Below are 21,587 nucleotides of genomic sequence, written 5' to 3' on the forward strand. Positions count from 1 at the left end.
GGTCGATCAGCCGGCGCGCCGCATGAGCTCGGGGGAGGCGTGGCGAGCGGCCGTCACGCGGCCGTCGGTGGCGAGCGGGAGCTCCACGGTGAAGGTCGCGCCGCGGCCTGGGCCCGCGCTCTCGGCGACCACGCGGCCGCCATGGAGGTCGGCGATGTGCTTGACGATGGAGAGGCCGAGGCCGAGGCCGCCGTAACGCCGGGACGAAGAGGCATCCTCCTGGCGGAAGCGCTCGAAGAGGTGCGGCAAGAACTCGGGCGCGATGCCCTGGCCGGAGTCACGGACGACGATGACGGCGCGGCCCCGCTGCGGGCGCACCACGACCTCGACGCGGCCGCCCGGAGGCGAGAACTTGATCGCGTTCGAGAGGAGGTTCCAGAGGAGCTGCTCGATGCGGGCATCGTCGCCGAGGAGGGGCTCGCCGATCGGCGTGACGCTGACGTCGAGCGCGACGCCCTTCTGCTCGGCGGAGGGGCGCACGGTCTCGGCGGCGGAGGCGACGACGGCGCCGAGATCGAAGGGCGCGACGTCGAGGTGGATCTTGCCGGTGACGATGCGGCTGACGTCGAGGAGATCGGAGACGATCTGCGAGAGGACGCGGGCGTTGCGCTCGATGACCTCGAGGCCCCGGTCGAGTTTTTCGCCGCCGTGGGGTGAGCGCGCGAGGACCTGGGCCCAGCCGAGGATGGAGGTGAGCGGCGTGCGGAGCTCGTGCGAGAGCGTCGCGACGAACTCGTCCTTGAGGTGGCTCACGCGCTCGGCCTCCGCGCGCGCGGCGCGCTCGCTCTCCTCGATGTTGCGGCGTTCGGTGATGTCGAGGGTCAAACCCGCGGCGCGCACGACGTTTCCGCGTTGGTCGCGGTGGACCTGGCCGAGGACGGCGATCCAGCGGACCCCGGGCGCGGCGTTGGCGACGCGGAGCTCGAGACGGAAGTGCTCGGCGCCGCTCGCGAGCATGCGCTCGGACTCGGAAAGGATGCGCGCGCGGTCGTCCGGATGGATGGCTTCGACCCATCGTTCGACGGTCGCGACGCACCTCGGATCGACGCTGTAGAGCTCGTAGTTGCGCTCGGACCAGATGAGGTGGTTCGTCGGCACGTCCCAGGCCCACGAGCCCGCGCGGGCCGCGTCGAGCGCGAGCCGGAGGCGGGCCTCGCTCTCGCGCAGGGCCTGCTCGGCGCGGCGGAGGCGCGAGAGATCGATGACGTAAAACATGCCGGTGAGCTCGCGCCCGTCGCGGCCGAGGACGACGGCGCCGCCGATCAAGGCCGGGACGCGGCTTCCGTCTTTCCGGAAGAACTCCTTCTCGTAAGGCGCGCAATACCCCACCATCCGGAGTTGCCGGCCGGCGAGGTCGTCCGCGGCGCGGTGCTCGGAGGGCGTGAGCTCGCGCCACGTGAGCTTGCCGTCGAGCGCGGCGAATTCGTGTGATCTCAAACCAATGAGGTCGAGGAAGGCGGGGTTCGCCTCGACGATCGCGTCGCCGCGGAAGGTGGCGACGCCGAGGGTGCGGGAGGCGACGAGGGCGCGGAAATGCTGGGCGTTCGTCGCGCTCGCCTGGGCGCGCTCTGCGAGGATGCGCTCGGCCTCGCGGCTGCGCTCGACCTCGCGGTGCATGCGGCCGCTCACGGCGCTGATGGCGACGCCGATGCAGGTGAAGAGGACGACCCGGACGAGGTCGGCGGGGCCCGTCAGCGTGAGCGCGTGGAGGGGCTCGATGAAGAAGAAGTAGCCGGCGCCGAGGGCGAAGATCGTGGCGAAGATGCCGAGCCAGAAGCCACCCACCGCGGCGCAGATGGTCACCGGCAGGACGAACGCGAGCATGGGCGAGGACGCGCCGAGGATCGGAGCGAGGCTCTCGCGCAGCAAGACCGTGCCACCCACCGTGCCGAGCACCAGGACGAGGCCAGCGGGTGTGTTCGTCCAGTGCCGCGGGCCTTTCCATGCTCCCGCGAGGAAGTCGACACGAGACGGCATCCGTGCCGCTCCATAAAACCTCGGCCGGCATGGCGGGAGCCTGCGGACGAGGAGCGACGCAGGAGCGAGCGTCGTTCTTCCCGCAGCGCTCCTAGCCCACCCTCCTCGGAGGCATGCTGCCCGAGGCGAGCGCGGAGACCAGCGCGCGAAAGCTTTCAGCCTCGAACGGTTTGAAGAGGAGCCGATCGCCGACGTCGCCCACGAACGATCGGACCTCGTCGGTGCACGCGCCGCCCGTCAAGAAGCCCACGCGGCGCTCGAGCGCCGGATCGAGCTCGAGCAGGGAGGCGTAGAGCGCGGCGCCGCTCGTGCCGGGCATCATGAGATCACAGAGGACGACGTCGAAGCGTTCGCCCGCGCGGACGAGCTCGAGCGCTTCCTCGGGGCCGTAGGCGCAGACGAGATCCATGTCGCGGCCGAGCATGCGGCGCACGGCGGTGCAGACGTAGGGTTCGTCGTCGACGAAGAGGACACGGGGACGGTCGCCGCGCCCCGCGGGGCGGAGGCCCCCGCGCAAGCTCGGCGTGGGCTCGGCGGCCCGGAGGATCACGCGGAAGGTCGAGCCCGTGCCGGGCGTGCTCTCGACGAGGAGCTCGCCGCCGAAGGACGAGACGATGCTGTGACAAACCGAGAGGCCGAGGCCCATGCCCTCGCCGACGGGCTTCGTCGTGAAGAACGGATCGAAGATGCGCGTGAGGCGGTCGGGCGGGATGCCGACGCCGTTGTCGATGACCTCGACGGCGACGCGGTCGTCGATCGAGCGCGTGACGAGGCGGATCTCGTTCTCCGACTCGGGGCGATCGGGCATGGCCTGCGCGGCGTTGGCGAGGAGGTTGAGGAAGACCTGGCCGAGCCGCGGCTCGTTGCCGATGATCCTGGGCACGTCGCCGAACGCGCGCGTGACGCGGGTGCGGTGGCGCAGGGCGTGGTGGGTCATGCGGATGGACTTGTCGAGGACGGCATGCACGTCGATGGGTCCGCTCTCGGCGGCATCGCCGTCGGCGCGGGAGAACGTGCCCATGTCGCGCACGATGCCGCGCATGCGCTTCGCGCCTTCGAGGGCCTCGTCGAGGGCCTGGGTCGCGGCCTCGTAGGTCTCGGCGTCGGGAGGCGCGGCGCGCAGGGCCTCCGCGACGAACTCCAGGTTCGCGAGGACGAACGAGAGGGGGTTGTTGATCTCGTGGGCCACGCCGGCGGCCATGGTGCCGAGGGAGGTGAGCCGATCCGTGAGGAGCAGGCGCGCCTCGGCGTGCCTGCGCTCGGTGACGTCGCGGCAGAAGGCGACGACGGCGCGGGTCTCGGCGCCGTCGCGGATGGGGAAGAGGATGGTGTCGAAGACGAGGCGCGCGCGCGAGCTGCTCCAGCTGTTGCCGATGATGTCGAGGTTCACGTCCTGGCCGTGGATCTCGACGACCTCGCCCGCGTAGGCGCGCGCGAAGCACTGGTCCATGCCGGTGTCCACGTGGAGAGGATCGGTGAGCGCGTTGAAGAAGCCGACGCCGTAGGTCCTGCTGGGAAGGCCGAGCTGCTTGCGTTGCGCCTCGTTCATCCGCACGGAGGTGCCGTCGGGGCCGAAGATCTGGATGCCGACGGGGGCGTTCTCGAAGACGCCCTGCGCGAGCCGCTCGCTCTCGCGCAGCGCGAGCTCGACGCGGCGACGCTCGGTGATGTCGGTGGAGACGCCGAGCGCGCCCGTCACTTCGCCTGATGCGTCGCGGAGGGGCCAGGAGACGTGCTCGAACCAGACACGGCCGATCGCGACCTCGCCCATGTAGGCCCGTCCCGCGAGGGGCTCGTGTACCTGCGGCAAACTACTGCCGGGAACCGTGGGGAGGTCGAAGGCCGATGTGCCGATGAGCTCGCCCGGCCGGAAGCCCAGGTGCGCGAGACCCTTGCCTTCGGCGAACGTGATGATGCCCTCGCGATCGACGGCCCAGAGGACCACGGGGGCGTTGTCGAGCAGAGCGCGGAGGCGTGTCTCGTTCTCGCGGAGGAGGGCCTCCGAGTGGCGGAGCTCCGTCACGTCGCGGCTCAGGATCAGCGCCTCGCCGCGGGGCAGAGCGGCGACGCGGACTTCACGAAACATGGGGTCTCCGTCGGTGCCCCGCGTCTCGTATTCGAGCGAGACGACGTCGGTCGTCCCCTGGACCTTCTTGATGGCGTCGAGGATCTCCGGCGCCCGCAACGGCTGGAGGATCTCGGCGAGGTTCTTGCCGACGAGCGCGGGGAGCGACTCGACGCTGCGGCGCCGCTGTCGCTGGCCGAACTGCGCTTCGAGCATGGTGCCGTCCTCGGCGACGCGGAAGAGGTTGTCGGGGAACGCGGCGAGCAGGGTGTGGAGCTCGTCGTTGGCCCGCGCGAGGGCCCGCTCGACCTCGCGGACCTCGCTCAAGTCGGTCGAGACGGCGAAGGTGCGGAGGAGTTTGCCCGCGGCGTCGCGCTCGACGAGCACGGTCATCACCACCTCGAGGAGGCTGCCGTCCTTGCGCACGAACTCGTACCGGCTGCCGCGGGCGACGCCGTGCCGGAAGAGATCGGGGATCCGCGCGAGGGCGAGCTCTCGGGAGGCCTCGGTCATGAAGTCGACGGAGCGGCGGCCGAGGACCTCGGCGCGCTCGTAGCCGAGCGCGTCGAGCCATCCGTCGCTGACGCTCACGAGGCGGCCTTCGGCGTCGATCGAGTGCAGGATGATCGGCGCGTGCTCGTAGAGGTGCTCGTGGCGGCGCTCGATGTCGCGCTTGTCGTCGAGGATGCGTCGGGTCGTCTCGACGCGGCGCCCGATCGCGACGAGGCGCGGGCCGAGGCGCGGCGCGTCGTGCGGGAGGACGAAGAGCTCGTCGGCGCCGGCGTCGACGAGCGCGCGGAGGTGCGTGTCGTCGTCGTGCTCGGTCGCGACGGCGAGGGCAACGGCGTCGAGGCGCGCGCGGGTCGCGCGGCAAGCGTCGAGGGAGGCTTGGGGGGCGTCGCCTTCGAGGTCGAGGACGACGACGAGGGACGGGTCGCCGAGCGTGCCGGGATCCTCGTCCGGGAGCACGTCGAAGCCGGCGGCGCGGAGCTCGGCTTCGAGCAAAGCGCGCACGGCAGAGGTGCGTCCGAGGATCGAGGCGGGGAGAAGGCTCGGCAAGGCCGAGACTATCTCGCGCGTGGCGCGGCGCGCGCAAGGGCGCGGTCGATGCTGGCCCGCGCCTCACAAACGAGCGGCCTGGGGATCGCGGTAAAAGGCAGAGGAACGCCCCTCGGATCGCAAAACCCGAACGCGCCGGAGAACGTGGCGTCGCGCGGCCAGGGGGGGCTCCCCGGATCGAACCAGGCCGTGAAGGTCGAGCTCCATGGTTGGTGGACGAACGTTCGCGTGGCGAGCCCGGATCCCGTGGAAAATCCCTCGTCCACGAGCGCGCGCCGGAGGGCGGCCGCAGAGGCGAGGCGGCGCGCGAGGGCGTGGCTCTCGGTGCGGTCGAGCTCGTCGTCGGGGACGCCGCGGAGATCTCGGAAGAGCTGGGGGAGCTCTTGCTTGACGCCGAGATCACCCGTGAGCGCGCGCCACACCGCGACGTCGGGCAAGCGGGCCGGATGGACGAGCTCGACGTCGGTCCAGCCGATCCAGCGTGCGTCGTAGTCGAGCGGGACGACGCCGAGGCCACGCGTGGGGTCCCAGGTCCAGAGGAGCGCGAGATCACGGGGAGGCCCGGGATCTCGGGGGCGTATCGCGAGGACGAGGTGCCGGAGGAGCGAGGCGTGGAGTGGATCGTCGAGGAGCCACGCGAGCTCGTCGGCCGTGAGGGGCGCGGCGCGGATCATGCGGTCTTCGAGGAGCCGTACAGCCTCGTGTCTGCGAGCGCGTTCGGCGCGGCGGCCGCGGACGAGCGCGCGGTAGCGTTCGTCTTTGCGCACGGCCGAAGGGACGCGGCGGAGCGGGGAGGATGCGCCCCCGGCGGTGACGATGATCTCGCCGCGAGGTCCGAGCGAGACGACGTGGCCGGCGATCACGGGCGAGAGCGGCAGGGCGGGATCACGCGTGGGGACGGGCGCGGGAGCGAGCGAGGTTCGTCGCGGGACGAGGGCGGCGAGCGGGCGCGCGGGATCGTCGTCGGGGAGGGGGAGATCCCGTGGGACGAGGGGCAGGGGTGGATCGAGGTACGTCGGGACGACCGGCGGTGGTTCGGCGAGGAGGCGCGGGGAGACGCCGACGTCGCGGGCGAACGCTTCGGCGAGTTCACGCGGGGAGCAGAGGAGGACGACGTCGCGGAGGGAGGGTTCGTCCGCGGTGGGGATGCGGAGGAGGTTCGTCGCGGCGAGGCGCGTGAGTGAGGGAGAAACACCGCGCAAGGCGAGGGGCGAGGGCAAGAGGCGGCCGGCGCCCGTGCGCACGAGGGGCGTCGCGTCGGCGACGCGCGCGAAGGCGAGGTGGTGTGTTCCGGCCTCGTGTGCGTCGAGCGAGGAGAGCGCCCACGCGAGGAAGACGAACCGTGCGTCGCGTGGATCCGAGAGGCCAGGCAGGGCGGGCGCGGGCCAGCGCTCGGGGCGAAGGACGCCGCGATCGGCGAGGGAAGCGCGCGAGAGCGCGACGCCGCGGAGGAGCGCGGCGGGGTCGGGGTGCGCGAGCTGGAGGCTCGGATCGGCGGCGGCGACCGTGGTTGTCGTGACGAGGCGGGGGTCGATGTGCTGCGCGAGGACCTCGGCGAGAGAGAGCGCGTCTTCGGCGAGATCGAGGGAGGTGCGTTCGTCCTCTGCGAGGCCGACGAGGCGGAGGGCCCAGACGAAGGCGAGCGCGGGGGATGCGGCCACGGCTGCGGATGCGGCAGCCTCGGACGATGCGGCGAGCGCGGCGAGCGTCGCGGTGACGAGGGGTGCGGGCAGCCATCGCGCGAGGGAACGGACGCGGCGCGTGCGTGTGCCCGAGCGTGGGGGCGGGGTTGTCTCGGCCGGACCGAGCCGGGCGTCTGCGGCTAGATCGAGCGTCTCGGAGAGCGCGCGGCGCGTCGAGGCATCGAGATCGGCGAGCAGCGCGGCGAGCAGCGGGCGTGAGGTGGGTTTGTCGAATGCGTCCGCGAGGGCAGGGCCAAGACCGTCCGCGTGCGAGAAGAGGTTCGTCGGGGTGATCTCGGCGAGGTGCAGGAGGGCCCGGATGCAGGTGTCCTCGGCAGGTGGGTTCGTCGCACGTGCAAGTGCGCCGAGCAGGCGAACCGTGACGGCGAGCAGGAGCGAAGTGTCGTCGCTCGGGCTCGCAGGGAGGAGTGTGTCGAGCACGGCGGCGAGGCGCGCGGTGTCGAGGTCGCCCCACGTGGCACGGAGCGCGGAAGCGAGGCCGCTGCGCACGTGAGAGCCATGGTCGCCCGACGCGTGCGAGAGCGCCCAGAGCGCCTGGAGACGCGCGCGCACGAGCGAGGCTTCCCCCGCGGGCGCCCACGTGCCTGGAAGGCCGAAACAACCGAGGAGGGCCGCGTCGATACGGGACGCGGCCGCAGCAAGATCGCCCGAGGTCTGCGCCGCGTTCGTCAGGGCCGCGATCGTCCCCGGCGGCACGTCGCTGCCGGCTTCGAGGAGACGTCGCAACACGTCGAGGCGCAACGACAAACCCGCGTCGGGCCCTGCATGCTCGGCCGCGACGTCCACGAGCTCTCCGGGCAGGATTTTCCCGTGGCGGGGCGAGGACACCACAGCGACGAGGAGCGCCGCGGAGACGGGCGCCCGTCGCGCGAGCCGGGCGAGGCGGCGGAGCGAGCGCGTCGCGTGCTCCTCGTCGCCGAGCGCGAGGAAGGTGCGCGCAGCTTCGAGCCACATCGAGGCCGCCGCGTCGGGGCCGATCTCCTCGAAGAAGGCTTCGAGCGCCTGGAACGCCTGCTCCGCGCGGCGAGGGCGCGCCTCCGCGAGCGCCGTGGCGCGCAGGAACACGCGGCTCGCGCGGCGCACGCGTTCGTGATGGGTAGCGTCCTCGGGGCGCTCGCCGTGCAGGCGAAGCGGGAAGGGGACTTCCTCGCGTGGCTCGAACCGCAGGAAAAGGGCGTCCTCGGCGAAGTACCCCTCGTGCTGCTCGACGACGCGGCGCGCAGGCCAGGTATCCGCGCGGACCTCGAGGACGCGCACGGCGGAGACGAGCGAGCGGAGGCGCACGAGGAAAACGGCCTCGTGATCGGGGGCAGGCGCAGGATCGTTCACGGCGCCTCCGGGTCGTCGTCTTCGGCCCCGAACGCGGAGAGCAGCGCACCGCGCGCGAGCCGGGCGGAGAGCGCCTCGATGCGGTCGTAGGACGCGAGCAGCGCCTCGGCGAGCGTCACGCTCGGCTGCGGACCGCGCCCCGCTTGCGCTTCGAGCGCCGCGGCCACGGCTTCGAGGCGCGTCGCGAGGTCGAACAGGCCGATCGAGCGCGCGTCCGCCGAGAGCCGCCGGAACGAGATCGCGCGGTGCTCGGTGCGTTCGAGCGCGCCGGCCGCGGCGAGCTCCTCGATCGCCGCGCGCGCTTGCCTCGCGAGGCGATCGGGGATCATCGCGTCACCTCGAGCGCAGGATCCACGACGTCGAGCGTGAGATCGATCGTCGAGCCGTCCGCGAGCATCGCCGTGATCGGCTCGATCACGAGCGAGCCTCCTTCGCGGGCGAGGCGGACGCAGAGAAAGCGCGGCGGCCTCGCGGCGCGGCTCAGCACTTCGAGGTTGTCGAACAGGAGCGCGCGCTCCTCCCGGAACGAGAGCGAGGTGCGGAGCTCCACGCCTGCGCCGATGCGCATGCGTACCGAGAGCTGCTGCGTCGCGTGATCGAAGTCGCTCGGGGACAACCCCTGCACCGGCAGGAGCACGATCGGCGACGAGCGCGGGGGGCGGCCGAGCGCGTCGAAGTCGAGGCTCCGGCCGAGCCGCGACGCGTCCTCGGGGCCCGCGAGGACGTGGAGCGCGAGGCGGTCGTCGCCCCAGGGGAGCGCCGGCCGCAGGGCCACGCTCGTCGCGCGGCTGCCCGAGAGGCGCCCGTGCGAGGGCGCGATCCGCGCGCCGGAGAGCGTGAACCGACCCCGCGCGAAGTCCCGCATCGTGAGGCCACTCCGCGCGAACGCGGGCCCGGCCGCGAGCCCCTCCGCCCACGTCCGCGGATCCGCGGGCCGCGCGGGTTTTCCCTTCGTGAGCAGCGTCCGCGCGAGGACGCGATCCTCGCCGAGCACGGCCACGTACGCCGTGACGCCCGCGACGCCTCCCGCTGCGACCCATGCTTCGAGCCCGAGCCCCTGCACCTCGATCGGCGGGACCTCGACGTACGCGCGTTGCGACGCGCCCGCGATGTCCTCGAGCGGCAGCGCGCCCGTGTTCGCGCGGAGCGCGCGCCCGAGGTTTCGCGTGACGGCGAGCTCTCGGAGCGCGTCCGCCTCGGCCGCGCCCGCGTCCGGGCCGCCTTGGGCCGGCAAGAGCGCCGCGAGCCGATCGAGGGATCGCGCGAGCCTGCCGAGGCCCGCGTCGCGTGGTCCACGCGCTCGCGGACGCATCGCAGCCGCGCGCGCGGCGAGCTCGCGCACCCGATCCCCCGAGACACGCGCCGCCCGCCCTAGGCCGAGCGTCACGATCTCCGCCACGAGCGTGTCCACCTCGGCCAGGATCGGCGCGAACCGCGCGGCGTCCTCCGCGGGCAGCGGCTCCGCCTTCGAGGGCTCGGGGAACACGAGGGCCGGCGGCGGTTCCGTGGGGCCCGCGCGTCCGCCGAGATCCCGCGCCCGTTCGTCGCCGCGCGCGACCAGCCGATGCAGACACGTCGGCGCGTCCCCCATCGGGCAATCACACCCGACGCGGCCGTCGCGCCACGTGACCGTCGCGTCCCCTACCCGCGCGCGGCCTTCGCCCATCGGCACCGCCACGAGCTCGGTCCGCGCCGCCGCGCGACGCATCCCGGCCGGCGCATCCCGGCGGCTCGTCACGCCTCGCCCCCGCGCACGTGACGCCCGACCCAGGCCGCGAGCTCCCGCGGCGTCATGGCGGCGATCGGCATGCCGAGCGTCGCGAGCGCTCCGGTGACGCGGCGATCGAAGCCGCCCGCGCCCTTGTCGCCGAGGGCCACGAGCCCGAGCACCGTCACCCCGGCGTCGAGCAGATCCTTCACCCGCGTGACGAGCGCGCCGAGCGCGCCTCCCTCGCGGAAATCCGAGATCAAGACGACGAGCGTGCGCCGCGGCTCCGCGACCAGGCTCGCGGCGTACCCCACGGCCCGCGAGAGCAACGTCCCGCCCCCGAGCTGCAGCGAGAACAAGACTTCCACCGGATCTCCGGCGATCTCCGTCATGTCCACCACGTGCGTGTCGAACACGACGAGGCGAAGATCGAGCGACGGGACCGACGCGAAGATCGCCGCGAGGATCGCCGCCTGCACGACGCTGTCCACCATCGATCCGCTCTGATCGAGCAGGACGATGAGCCTGTGGCGCGTCTGCCTGGCGAGCCGCCGCCGGAACACGAGCCGCTCGACGCCGAGCACGCCGCGCGCGCGGTCGTAGTGCCGGAGGTTTTCCCGTACGGTGCGCCGCGCGTCGAGGTTCGCGAGCACGCGCAGGTTCGTCCGGCCGCGTGGCCCGGACGGACCCGTGAGCGAAGGAGCGAGCTCCTTGGCGAGCGCGCGCGAAAGGTCGCGCACGGCCTCCTCGATGAGCCGCCTGGCCGCGGGGAGCGAGGCTTCGGGGATCTGCCCGCGCAGCCGCACGAGGAGCGCGAGGATCGCGGGTGAAGGCGTCACCGAGGCGAGGGCCGCCGGATCTTCGAGCAGCGCCGCGAGCCCGTGCCGCGCCGCCGCGTCCTCCTCCATCACCACGCGCGCCTCGGGCGGGAAGAGCTCTTCCACGCTCGCGAGCCACGTCGAAGGCCGGAGCACGCTCGGCCCGAGGCCGGCGCCGCGCGCGCCCTCGTGTGACGGGCCGCGCCGGAACGCGCGGTCGTAGAGGAACGAGAGATCCTCGTCGATCCGCAGGAGCACCTCGTCCCCTTCGAGGGGGCTGCCGAGCGAGCTGTCGGCGAAGCGCCCGAAGAGGAGCCGCAGCCGCCGCGCCGCCTCGCGCTTCTTGTCGTCCGCGCCCGCCGTCATCGCGCCTCTCCGCTGCACGCGACGAGCCGCGCCGTGGGCGCTTCCATCAGCACCTCGCACCGCGCGAGCGCGTCGTGCACCGGCGCGAGGATGAACGCGTCCCGCTCGATGACGAGCGTCGGTCCTTCGGCGATCGCGGCGAGGAGGTTGTCCCTGGCTGCTTCGGCCGATCGCTCGTCCATCCGATGCACCTGCACGAGTGGCAGGATACGGCGTCCCGCGTCTTCCAGGACGAACTCCCCCGAGACCTCGGTCCCGGGCCAGGCAGCGGGCGCGTTCGTGGCGCGCTGGAGGTAATACGCGAGCAGGGTCGCGTCGTAATGCGCCACCGTGACGATGCGCTTCTCCGAGCGGCTCGCGGCGAGCGCGGCGAAGCGCGGCATGAACGCGTCCACGTCGGGCAAGTAGGTGAGGTGCGGGCGAGGCGCGTCGAGGACCATCAGCATCGACAGCGCAGCGCCGCCGAGCGCCGACCAGACCCACGCCGGGACATGTCGGTGCGGCGCGACCGCGAGCGCGAACACGAGCGCCGGCGCCACGGCTGCGAAGTAATAGGTCTGCACGCGCGCCACCTTCGCGGCGAGCGTGATGCCGATCGCGGTCACGAGCGCCGCGCCCACGGCCAGCACGGGCCCCGCGCATCGCGGCGCCCCGAGCCCGAGCATCGCGGCGGCGCCCGCGAGAAGCACGACCCCCGGGCCCACGCACTTCATCGTCTCGCCGAGCAGCCCGAGCAGCATCGGAATCGGCGCGTGGCTCCCCCACGCGAGATCCGGAAATCGCTCCGCGACCTCACGCGCGCCGTGATCCCGCACGGCCGTCACCCCGAGCAAGACGAACGCCGGCGCCCCCAGCGCCGCCCCCACGCCGATCGGAAGCGCCACGTTCCGCAGCGGTGTGCGCGCCGCGACGAGCCCGAGAAGCACGCCCGCGATCACGAGCGGCGCGAGGTAGTACGTCCACGCGAGCAGCGCCGTCGACGCGGCGAGGCCGATCCGCGCCGCGCGTGAGGGCGCGTTCGCGAGCCGCGCCGCGAACGCGCACGTGACCACCACGAGCAGCCCGAACAGCGGGATTTCGCTCACCTCGCGGGAGCGCGCCACGAGCTCCGGGCTCACGGCCACCACGACCGCCGCGATCGCCCCGAGCGGACCCGCGCGTCCTCGCACGAGCCGCGCGCCCCACACGATCGCCGGCGCCAAGAGCGCCCCCGCGATCGCCGCCGGCGCGCGCATCACCGCCTCGGAACCCCCGAACGTTCCGGCCGCGTGCAGCACGACGAACCACAGCGGTGGGTGCCGATCCTCGAGCCCCTTGCCCGTCAGGATCTCGCCGAGCGGCAGCGTCCCCGTGAAGAGCCGCTGCACGTCCTGGTCGTGCACGAACGGCAGATCGAGGTGCAACATCCGCAGCACGAGCCCGAGCCCGAAGAGCGCGGCTGCAACGATCGCATCCCCTCTCCGGAGCGAGCCGAGGAGCCCCATCGCGACCGCGAGCAGCGCCGGCACCACGATCGCGCGCGTCCCGACGAGCCGCGCGAGCACACGCGCCACGAGCGGCGGCTCCGGCTCGGCCGCGAGCGGGATCAACGGGACGGGATCGAGCCCCGTGTCGTTCCGGTCGATCGCGTCGCGGAGCGCCTGCGTCACCGCTTCCAGATCCTCGATGGGTGCCTGCGATCGCGGCGTCTCGTAGGCGACACCAAAACGCTTCGTCTCGCGCACGCCGGGCCATCGCCCCCGATCCACGACGTGCAATTCGATCCGACCCGCGGGCCCGTCCGGGCCGGCCTCGCGCCGCGCCGTGAAGATCACGTCCTGCTCCTCGCCCCGCCGCGGTGGAGACAGGTGATAGCCACGCGCGACGACCGCTCCCGGAGCGAGCGGGAGGACGAGATCCTCCCACGTCGCCTTCCTCGGCGCTTTCGTTTCAGGCCAAAGCAAGAGCGAGGCCGCGAGGAGCGACGTCACGGCGAGGAGCGCGCGGATCCAGGGGCTCACCGCGATCGCCCTCGCCCTCCGGAGGGCACCGCGCCATTCTCGCTCTGCCATCCGCCGGCTCGGACGCTAGACGACGGGTTCACGCGGGTAAAGTGGACAGCACGGGAAGGCCTGGAGCCCTCGGGATCCTCGCGCGAGCGAGCGGCGAATCCCGGGCAAAAGCCATAGCTTGTGTGCCCCCGCGCCTTATACTGATCCCTCGTGCCGAGCACCCCTCCTCCTGAAGGCTTGCTCCTCGAGCAGTTCCGCGGTCGTCTCCCCGGCGACGAGACCGTCACATCGCCCACGACGATCGAACGCGCGAAGACGCGCATCCAGGTCCGGCGCTTCGCCGGCCCCGCGCATTACACCGAGCACCTCTCCCACCTGCGTATCGCGCACCTGACCGACCTCCACGTCGGCCGCGTGACCCCGTGGGCGGTGCAGCTCGCGGCGGTCGAGCTGACCAACGCGGAGAAGCCCGACCTCGTCCTGCTCACGGGCGATTTCGTGTGCCACAGCCAGCAATACCTCGACCGCCTCGAGGCCCTCGTGCGGCGCTTCGAGGCGCCCGTGATGGCGGTGCTCGGCAACCACGATTACTGGTCCGGCGCGGACGAGGTCCGTCACGCCCTGCGCCGCGGCGGCGTCGAGATCCTCGACAATCGCCACACCATCATCGGCCTGCGCCACCAGATGCTCCAGGTCGTCGGCCTGGACGACGCGTACACCGGCCACGCCCGCAGGGACGAAGCCTTGAAGGGTCTGCGCCGTGATCTGCCGACGATCGCCATGTCCCACATCGCCGAGGAGGCCGACGGGCTCTGGGCCCAGGGCGACATCCCGCTCGTCTTGTCCGGCCACACCCACGCCGGCCAGGTCACGCTCGCCCGCCTGCACGAGCTCGCGATCGGCAAGCTCGCGGGGCATCGCTACGTGCACGGCCTCTACGGCAGCCGCAGGAGCGGCGGCGCGCATCCCGGCGCGGTGTACGTCGGCGCGGGCATCGGCGCGTCCGTCATGCCGATTCGCCTCGGCGAACGAGGTCAGCGCGAGGTCGCGATCTTCGAGCTCGGCTACGAGCCCGGCGCGATCGAAGAGCACCACGACGAGCAGGACCCGCTGCCCGGCCGCCCGCCCACGCCCGAGATCATGGCCAAGCGCGCCGCCGCCGTGGTCGCCAAGCGCGAGAAGCGCGAGCGCAAGAAGCCCCGAACGAGCTAGCAGAGCTCCGCACGCCCGGAGACGCCCTTGGCGCCGCGCCAAGAGGAGATCGGCGCGTCCGGAGGTGGCTTTGGCGCTGCGCCAAGAGAAGGTCGGCGCTTCCGGAGGTGGCTTTGGCGCTGCGCCAAGAGAAGGTCGGCGCGTCCGGAGGTGGCTTTGGCGCTGCGACAAGAGGAGGTCGGCGCGTCCGGAGATGGCTTTGGCGCCGCGCCAAGAGGAGGTCGGCGCGTCCGGAGATGGCTTTGGCGCTGTGCCAAGAGAAGGTCGGCGCGTCCGGAGATGGCTTTGGCGCCGCGCCAAGACGAGGTCGGCGCGGCCGGAGGTAGCTTTGGCGCTGCCCCAAGAGAAGGTCGGGATGTCCGGACCTCTCTTCGGCGCAGTGGATGTGAGGTCGCTAGCTGACTCGGGGCCGCTGCGCCTCGAACTTCCCGTGCACGAAGCGCAGGACGTCGTCGCGGTGCTTCTCCGCGCTGAGCTCGTGGTGGAAGATCGCCTCGATGCGCATCTCGGGGCTCACCACGAACGTGTACCGCTGCGCCACGCCCACGACCGGCCAGAGGACGTCGTAGGCCCGCGCGATCCGCTTGTCCGCGTCCGCGATGAGGGAGAACGGCAGGTGGAGATCGCCGGCGAACTTGCACTGCGTGTCGCTGTCGTCCGTGCTCACCCCGACGAGGTTCGCGCCGGCCAGCAAGAGCTCGTTGTAGTTGTCCCGGAACAGGCGCGTCTCGCCCGTGCAGACCGGCGTGAACGCCTTCGGATAGAAGTACACGACGGTGCAAAGCCCCTCTTGCTTGGAGAGGACGAACCGGTCGCCGGCGCTCGTCTGCGCGTCGATCTCCGGCGCGTGATCCCCGACCTTGAGCGAGCTCATCGAAAACAGGGGTAGCAAAGCGAGCGCGGCGCGTCGAGAGGCGCAGAAAGTCAGCGATTCGCGTCGGAAGACGGGCCCGCCCACGCGGCCTCGGCTTCGAGCCATCGAAGCTCCCAGGCCGAGAGACGCGCGACCTCCTCGGGATGCAAGGGCGATACGAGCAGCGCCTCGGAGGCGCCGAGGCCGATCCGTTCCGCGGCGCGTGAAGAAATCTCTTCCAGCTCGCGAGGGCCGAGCCGACCGAGGGCGCGGCGCAAGGACGGGAGCGAGGCGAGGAAGCCGTCGAAGCTGCCCGAGGTGACGTGCGCGACGAGCGCTTCGAGCAGCGACGGCTCGTCGAGCAGCGCGCGCGGCGAGAGCGCGAGCAGGCCTTCGAGGTACGCGCCCTTCGCCTCGGGACGCCCCCGCGCCGCCTCGAAGTGCGCACCGAGCTCCGAGCCTCGTCCCTCGCCGAGGCTCACGAGCAGCCCGTCGAGGGCACCCAGCACGAGCGGCGAGGTCGCCCGCGCGATCTCCCGCGCCGCCCGCGCCTTCGCCAGCAAGAGCTCCCGCGAAGGGCCCATTCCGTCGGCCGCGAGCGTCGCTCCGCCGAGATCCGCGAGCAGCACCGGAACGTCCGCGGCGCGCGCCCCCGAGGTCTGCGCGAGCCGCGGGAGCCCGCGCGTCCCCTCCTCGTACGCCGCGAGCCCGAGCGCGTCGAGCCACGCCGCCTTCGGAAGGCCGAGCCGCGCGCGGAGCGCCCGCACCCGCCGGAGCTTTCGCGCCGCTCCGAGGAGCGAGCGCGGGTCCTCGTCCGCGCGGATCGCCGCCTCGAGGGCCGGCGCGAGCCGCAGGCAGACGTCCTCGAGCCCCATCCGCACGCCTCGCCCCACGCACGCCGCGATCTCCCCCGCGCGGCCTTCGCCTTCCCGCGCCGCGCGCACGAGCAGCCGCGCCGACGCCTCCTCCACGCTCGCCCCCTCCGCCGCGAGCTCCAGGAGCCGCGCGTCCACCTCCGGCGCGTACGCCACGGTCCAGCGCTCCGTCGCCGCCCCGAACTCCGTCGCCGCTTGGGGCTTCGGGTCGCCTTCGGCGCCCTTCGCCCCAAACCCCTCCACGTCGCCCACCCCGACCTGCGTCGCGAACCCGAGCCCGAGCCACGCCGTGCGATGCAAGAACGACGAGCACCGCCGCGCCTTCTTCGACGCCGCGAGCGAGAGCTCGATCGCGCGCGGCGGCCCTCCGGAAGGCGCGAGCCCGAGCGCCTCGGCCGTCTCCCGGAAATCTCGCAGGATCGGGCTCGGGCCCGCCGTCGGCCCGAGCTTGCCCACCCGGCTGCCGCGCAGCGCCTCGCCGAGCGCCGCGACGACCCGCCGCCCCGAGACGCGCAGCTCGCCTTTCACGAAGCAGCTCGTCGCGGCCTCGATCACCTCGGCCCGCCCGAGCTTCGGCCGCCCCCGGATCGACGCGAGCTCCCGCGCGAACGCGAGCGCCGCGATCGCGTCCGCCGGCCCGAGCGCGTCGCCCTCGGCCCGCGCACGCCGGATCGTCTCGAGCAGCACCCGCTCCGCCGCGCGCGCGAACGGATCCGCCTCGGCCCGCGCCTCCCACACGTGCTGGTAAAACGCCGGCCCGCTCATCCCCGGCGCATACCCGAGCAGCGCGTCGAGCCTCGGGAACGTGTACGGCACGAGCCGCACCTCCGCTTCCGCGTCGTCCTTCGGCGCGCGCTGGAGCGCGGGCAGCATCTCCCGCGCGCCGCCGAGCGCGACCACGTGCAGCGCCCCGGCGACGACGAGCGCGCGTTTCCTCTTCTGCGCTGCGGCCTCCGCGATCTTCGCCGCCATGAACCGCTCGCGCGAGAACGTCCCGTCCGCTTCGAGCTCGTCCTGCCCGAACGTCCGCCGCGTCGCGAGCGCGTACGCGCCCACCGCGAGCGCCCAGCCCTCGGGGCTCTCGTCCCAGCCTCCTTGCTCGAACAGCGCCTCCCACAGCTCGTCGAAATCTCGCGCGCCCGCCCGCGCGCAGAGCGCCGCCGTGAACCGGCTCCGCCCGAAGAGCCCGCCCGCGTCCTGCCCGAGCCGCTCGCCGAGCGCGTGCTCCGCCGAGGGGAGGTCGTCCTCGCCGAGATCCGCCTCGTCCTCGGGCAGCGGCGAAAACCGGTCGATGAAGCGCACCTCGGCGCCGCTCGCCTTCGCGTACCGCAGCGCCACGAGCTCGGGCGAGTAGTCGCAGAACGGGTAATACGCCCGGGATCGTGGCGCCTCCGCGGCGCGGCTCCCGTCCCGCCGCGCCACGAAGCGCGGGCGCTTGTCTTCGGTGATCGCGCAGATCGCGAACGGCGTGCGGCTCTCCGGATCGAGGAGCGCTTCGAGGTGCTCCTCGAACCGCGCGGGCAGCTCGACGAGGATCACGTCGGGCGCGAAGGCCGGCAGGAACGCTTCGAGCTTCGCCGCGCACGTCGGGCTCTGGTGCCGCACGGGGAAGAAGGCGAGCGCGCTCGACAGGCCGAGCCGCTTCGCGACCTCGGCGCGCGTCTCCTCCGGCGCTCCGAGGTCTCCGAGGTTCATCGCTCGCGGCCGATCTTGCGCCACGCCTCGAGCAGCGCGCCCCACGGCCCGCCGTGCCGCGCGGCCCGATCCCGCACCACCGTCTCCACGTACCGTTCGAGCTTCGACGTGTCCTCGGCCGCGTCGAGGGTCGCCGCGCCTGCGAGGTGCGAGGCCACCTCCTCGGCGCCGAGCCTGCCCGTGCCGTAGTAATGCGCGTGCAGCGCGGCGGCGTGCAGCGTCGCGATCGCCTCGGCCGTCGAGAGCGGCGCCTCCGGTCGGTCGAGGTGCACGCCCTCGCGGCTCCGGCCCGAGCGCAGCTCCTGGAACGTCGTCACCACGAGCTCCACCGCGTCCCGCGGCACGGGCACGCTCGCCCCCGCCGCCGCGAGCTGCTTTTGCACCTCGCGCTCGACGAGCGCCATCTCCACGAACGGATCCCGGATCGGCCGCACCGACTCGAAGTTGAAGCGCCGCCGGAGCGCCGCGCTCATCTCGTTCACCCCGCGATCCCGCGCGTTCGCCGTGGCGATCAAGTTGAAACCCTCCCGCGCGAACAGGATCCCGTCCTCGCCTTCGAGCTCCGGCACCCGGAGCACCTTGTCGGACAGGATGCCCACGAGGCTGTCCTGCACCTCCACGGGGCAACGCGTCAGCTCCTCGAAGCGCGCGATCCGGCCCTCGCGCATCGCGGCGAACAGCGGCGACGGCACGAGCGCCTCTCGCACCGGGCCCTTTGCCAGGAGCAACGCGTAGTTCCAGGTGTACTTGATCTGATCCTCGGTCGTGGCCGCGCTGCCTTGCACCGTGAGCAGGCTCGTCCCGGTCGCGGCCGCGGCGAGGAGCTCGGACAGCATCGACTTCGCGGTCCCCGGCTCGCCGACGAGCAGGAGCGCGCGGGGCGAGGCCAGCGTCACGATCGCGCGCTCGACCAGCGCGTCGTCGCCGAAGAACTTCTGGGTCACGGCGAGCTCGCCTTCGCCGCCAGGACGGGGCAGCTTCGCCTCGCCCGAGCCCAGGATGAACGTGCGGATCATCCGGGGCGACAGCCGGAAGCCGCGCGGCTTCGGGTGCGTGTCGGCGGCGGCGAGGGCGTCGAGCTCCTCGCGGAAGAGCACCTCTGCGGCGGGACGGAGGACGGATTCGGGCACGCGGATCGCTTCTCGCCGCCCGGCGCGGTGCGGCCTTGGCAAGGGCTACCTGCGCGCATTCTCCGCGTCAATCCGGCCCGTCCGTGCGTCCTGCCCGCGACGCGGTGAAACCCGGTGGTCGCGTGGCCCTCGCCGCCTCCGCGCCGGATCCCGGCTGGAACTTCGCCGGAGGCTCGCTCTTCTGGAGCCGATTCGCTACCATCGTCACCGACGTGTCCCGACGAACTGCCCGGGCAAGCCTACTGCGTGAGGGCCGACCTTCGGCCCTCACGCCTTCGGCGGGGCACCTTCCTAACGAACTGCCCGGGCCGGCCTGCCGAGCGCCTGCGGGCGCCGGGCGGGGCAGGGAGAAGCCATCGATGAACCGAATGTCTTGGCTCTTGGTCGTTCCGCTCGCTCTCGTATCCGCTCTCTCCGTACCTGCGGGGTGCGTCGAGTTCGACACTTATTTCTTCGACGAATCGCTCAACGTTGGCGGCGCCGGGGGAGACGGCGGGGTGGGCGGTGGCACCGGCGGTGTGGGAGGCACGGGCGGGGTGATGGCGTGCACGACGCAGACCGACTGCCCGAACAATGAATGCCGGATCGGCGGCATGTGCAACGCCGGGACGTGCGAATGGGCGACCGAGGTTGCGGCCGGCACGCCCGTCGGCGCCCAGGTCTATGGCGATTGCAAGCAGCAGCAGTGCGATGCGTCGGGCTCCGTCACGCTGGTCGAGGACCTTGCCGACGTATACGATTGGGGAAATCCCTGCTTCAAGGACGCTTGCTCGGCGTGGGCGAACGAGGAGTCCGATCCCACCGGGGTCTGCACGACCGACTGGAAGGTGATCGGTTTGTGCAGCGGCTTCAAATGCATCGAATGCACGAAGGACTCCGAGTGCAACGGGAAGACGTGCGCGATATCGATCGGGAAGTGCGTTCCGTCGCATTGCACGAATGGAAACCCGGATACCGTCAGCGGCGAGACAGGGGTGGATTGTGGTGGTCCCTGCGTGCCTTGCGCGGTCGGTATGGGTTGCAAGATGCGCGACGATTGCGAAGGGGAGGGCGTATGCATAGGCCAGGTATGCCAGGCGCCGACCTGCGGCGATACGGTCCGGAACGGCGACGAGACCGGCCCGGATTGCGGCGGTACCTGCGCCGCGGACATGTCGAACCCGAAGAAGTGCGGCAAGAGCATCGGTTGTCACGTCCCCGAGGATTGTCAGGCCGGTTTGTCGTGCAAATCCGGCAAGTGCGAGGAATAGTGAACTCGTCTTGCGTGGAGGCCCCGCCGTCCGGGAGGGCGTAGGCGTGGGGCTTCTCGCTCCCAGGTGAAGGATTGAGGACGCCGTGTTCGGCGTGGAGGAGCTTCGAACATGCAAATCGGACGAGCTTGGATTTGGCCCCTCGTGATCGCGGGGCTCTCTTCTTTCGTGGTGGCTTGCGGGACCAGCCCGAACCCGGGGAACCCGACGGGCACGGGCACGGGCGCGGGCGGCGCGGGTGGCGTCGGCGGCGGTGAGGGCGGCGTCGGCGGCGGCACGGGCGGCGCGGGCGGCGTCGGGGGAGGGACGGGCGGCGGCAGCACGGACACCTGCAAGCGCAGCGAGTGCCCCGGCGTCGACTCCCCGTGTGGCGTCCGCACCTGCGACGGGGGCGCCTGTGGAATGATCGTCCTTCTGCAGGAAGGCACGGTCCTCGAGAGCCAGACGTACGGCGACTGCAAGCGCTCCGTGTGCGACGCGAATGGCGGCATCATGGAGGTCGAGGACACGAACGACCGGTTCGACGACGGCAACCCCTGCACGCTCGACACGTGCATGAACGGGGACACGCTGCACATCAACCAGGAGGCAGGCTTCTCCTGCGGCATGAACGTCAAGTGCGACGACGCCGGCCAGTGCGTGCGCTGCAACGTCGGCGGCCCCGCCAACGAATGCCAGAACGGCACCGTCTGCGTCGCGTCGAAGAACTACAAGGACATCGAGACGCTCGAGATCGCCGTCAACAAGTGCGTGCCCACGATGTGCAAGGACGGCACGAAGAACGGCAGCGAGACCGACATCGACTGCGGGGGCACCTCCTGCGCTCCCTGTGACGTCGGCAAGGCTTGCAACGGGCCGCTCGACTGCCTCGAGGCGGTCTGCGACGCCGCCACGAAGACGTGCGCCGCGCCCACGTGCACCGACGGCTCCTTGAACGGCACCGAGACCTTCCCCGACTTCGGTGGCCCAATGTGCCCGCCGAGCAACGTCGTCGGATCCGTGTGCCACGTCCCCGAGGACTGCGCCGAAGGTGTCTGCCAGGCCGCGAAGTGCGCGGCGGCCACCTGCGCCGACGCCACCCAGAACGGCGGCGAGACCGGCGTCGACTGCGGCGGAAGCTGCGCGGCGACCTGCATCGAGCCCTGAGCCGCGCGCGAATCTCCACCCCGCGCGCCGGCCTCTTGCGCTATCGTGCAGGCGTTCACCTGTCACGGACGTAAAAGGCCCGAGTCCTCACGCCCTCGCAGGCGGCCCCCCGCCGGCGAGGGCGCGCGTTCTTTTCCGGAAGGCGCGTGCGCGGGGGCTCGGGCCTCGGCGTCGAGAGAGCCGCGGGCGACGCGGCCCGGGAGGAGAGCTTTGCCATGAGAATCGAACGAGCTTGGATGATCGCTGGTATCCTCGGCGCGACGATTGCGGCGTCCGCGGTCGGCTGTGGGGATGGATCCAGCTCCAACAACCCGACGTCGAGCTCGTCGAGCGGCGGCGGGACGGCCGGCACGGGCGGCACGGGCGGCGACGGCGGCGCGGGCGGCGGCACGGGCGGCGGCGGCGGCGTG

Annotated in this window: 13 protein-coding genes and 1 pseudogene; 4 read left to right on the forward strand and 10 right to left on the reverse strand. The window is 72.4% G+C overall.

The features are described from left to right. Positions 1–6 precede the first annotated feature (6 nt). The 7 genes from QHF83_RS43930 to QHF83_RS43960 form a co-directional block, all read right to left on the reverse strand. Complete coding sequence (locus QHF83_RS43930) at positions 7–1,977, reverse strand: ATP-binding protein (RefSeq protein ID WP_282424085.1); 1,971 nt, start codon at positions 1,975–1,977, stop codon at positions 7–9. A gap of 91 nt (positions 1,978–2,068) precedes the next feature. Continuing rightward, entirely contained in the window at positions 2,069–5,101 is a 3,033-nt protein-coding gene (locus tag QHF83_RS43935; protein ID WP_282424086.1) for a PAS domain S-box protein, read from the reverse strand. An 8-nt stretch (positions 5,102–5,109) separates the two neighbouring features. After that, the gene (locus QHF83_RS43940) at positions 5,110–8,133 is read right to left on the reverse strand and encodes a DUF4132 domain-containing protein (protein WP_282424087.1); all 3,024 of its coding nucleotides are present in this window, start codon (positions 8,131–8,133) and stop codon (positions 5,110–5,112) included. Beyond that, positions 8,130–8,462: a hypothetical protein gene (locus tag QHF83_RS43945; protein WP_282424088.1), complete on the reverse strand. Its 333-nt coding sequence runs from the start codon at positions 8,460–8,462 to the stop codon at positions 8,130–8,132. Before QHF83_RS43945 ends, QHF83_RS43940 begins: the two co-directional genes overlap by 4 nt. Further along, positions 8,459–9,871 (reverse strand): hypothetical protein, encoded by a 1,413-nt coding sequence (locus QHF83_RS43950; protein ID WP_282424089.1) that lies wholly within the window; start codon positions 9,869–9,871, stop codon positions 8,459–8,461. Before QHF83_RS43950 ends, QHF83_RS43945 begins: the two co-directional genes overlap by 4 nt. Next, a complete protein-coding gene (locus QHF83_RS43955; protein ID WP_282424090.1) occupies positions 9,868–11,025 on the reverse strand; it encodes a VWA domain-containing protein in 1,158 nt (385 codons plus the stop codon). Before QHF83_RS43955 ends, QHF83_RS43950 begins: the two co-directional genes overlap by 4 nt. Beyond that, positions 11,022–13,025, reverse strand: a complete 2,004-nt coding sequence (locus QHF83_RS43960) for a hypothetical protein (protein WP_282424091.1) — start codon at positions 13,023–13,025, stop codon at positions 11,022–11,024. The genes QHF83_RS43955 and QHF83_RS43960 overlap by 4 nt, the downstream gene beginning before the upstream one ends. A gap of 201 nt (positions 13,026–13,226) precedes the next feature. On the opposite strand from QHF83_RS43960, the gene QHF83_RS43965 reads away from it, so the two are divergent. Then, positions 13,227–14,228, forward strand: coding sequence for a metallophosphoesterase (locus QHF83_RS43965; protein WP_282424092.1), 1,002 nt, complete (start codon positions 13,227–13,229; stop codon positions 14,226–14,228). Between the two features lie 394 nt (positions 14,229–14,622). Here the strand turns inward: QHF83_RS43965 and QHF83_RS43970 are convergent, their stop codons facing one another. From QHF83_RS43970 to QHF83_RS43980, 3 genes are read right to left on the reverse strand one after another with little or no spacing between them, the layout of a single operon-like run. After that, the gene (locus tag QHF83_RS43970; protein WP_282424093.1) at positions 14,623–15,102 is read right to left on the reverse strand and encodes a peroxiredoxin; all 480 of its coding nucleotides are present in this window, start codon (positions 15,100–15,102) and stop codon (positions 14,623–14,625) included. A 50-nt stretch (positions 15,103–15,152) separates the two neighbouring features. After that, positions 15,153–17,651 (reverse strand): DUF5682 family protein, encoded by a 2,499-nt coding sequence (locus tag QHF83_RS43975; RefSeq protein WP_282424094.1) that lies wholly within the window; start codon positions 17,649–17,651, stop codon positions 15,153–15,155. Continuing rightward, a complete protein-coding gene (locus tag QHF83_RS43980; protein WP_282424095.1) occupies positions 17,648–18,781 on the reverse strand; it encodes an AAA family ATPase in 1,134 nt (377 codons plus the stop codon). The genes QHF83_RS43975 and QHF83_RS43980 overlap by 4 nt, the downstream gene beginning before the upstream one ends. A gap of 359 nt (positions 18,782–19,140) precedes the next feature. Here QHF83_RS43980 and QHF83_RS43985 point away from each other — a divergent pair, with 359 nt between their 5' ends. The 3 genes and pseudogenes from QHF83_RS43985 to QHF83_RS43995 all read left to right on the forward strand — a co-directional run. Next, a complete protein-coding gene (locus QHF83_RS43985; protein WP_282424096.1) occupies positions 19,141–20,031 on the forward strand; it encodes a hypothetical protein in 891 nt (296 codons plus the stop codon). 111 nt (positions 20,032–20,142) lie between these two features. Further along, the gene (locus QHF83_RS43990) at positions 20,143–21,177 is read left to right on the forward strand and encodes a hypothetical protein (RefSeq protein ID WP_282424097.1); all 1,035 of its coding nucleotides are present in this window, start codon (positions 20,143–20,145) and stop codon (positions 21,175–21,177) included. Between the two features lie 215 nt (positions 21,178–21,392). Further along, positions 21,393–21,587: pseudogene (locus QHF83_RS43995) on the forward strand (hypothetical protein); the annotation flags it as partial.

Origin of the sequence: Polyangium sp. 15x6, from assembly GCF_029960785.1 — a bacterium.
Classification (GTDB): Bacteria; Myxococcota_A; Polyangia; order Polyangiales; family Polyangiaceae; genus Polyangium.

Excerpts from the sequence above, each read along its gene's own strand:
- QHF83_RS43930 (WP_282424085.1), bottom strand. The coding sequence starts at position 1,977 with ATGCCGTCTCGTGTCGACTTCCTCGCGGGAGCATGGAAAGGCCCGCGG.
- QHF83_RS43945 (WP_282424088.1), bottom strand. The coding sequence starts at position 8,462 with ATGATCCCCGATCGCCTCGCGAGGCAAGCGCGCGCGGCGATCGAGGAG.
- QHF83_RS43955 (WP_282424090.1), bottom strand. The coding sequence starts at position 11,025 with ATGACGGCGGGCGCGGACGACAAGAAGCGCGAGGCGGCGCGGCGGCTG.
- QHF83_RS43970 (WP_282424093.1), bottom strand. The coding sequence starts at position 15,102 with ATGAGCTCGCTCAAGGTCGGGGATCACGCGCCGGAGATCGACGCGCAG.
- QHF83_RS43975 (WP_282424094.1), bottom strand. The coding sequence starts at position 17,651 with ATGAACCTCGGAGACCTCGGAGCGCCGGAGGAGACGCGCGCCGAGGTC.
- QHF83_RS43985 (WP_282424096.1), top strand. The coding sequence starts at position 19,141 with ATGAACCGAATGTCTTGGCTCTTGGTCGTTCCGCTCGCTCTCGTATCC.
- QHF83_RS43990 (WP_282424097.1), top strand. The coding sequence starts at position 20,143 with ATGCAAATCGGACGAGCTTGGATTTGGCCCCTCGTGATCGCGGGGCTC.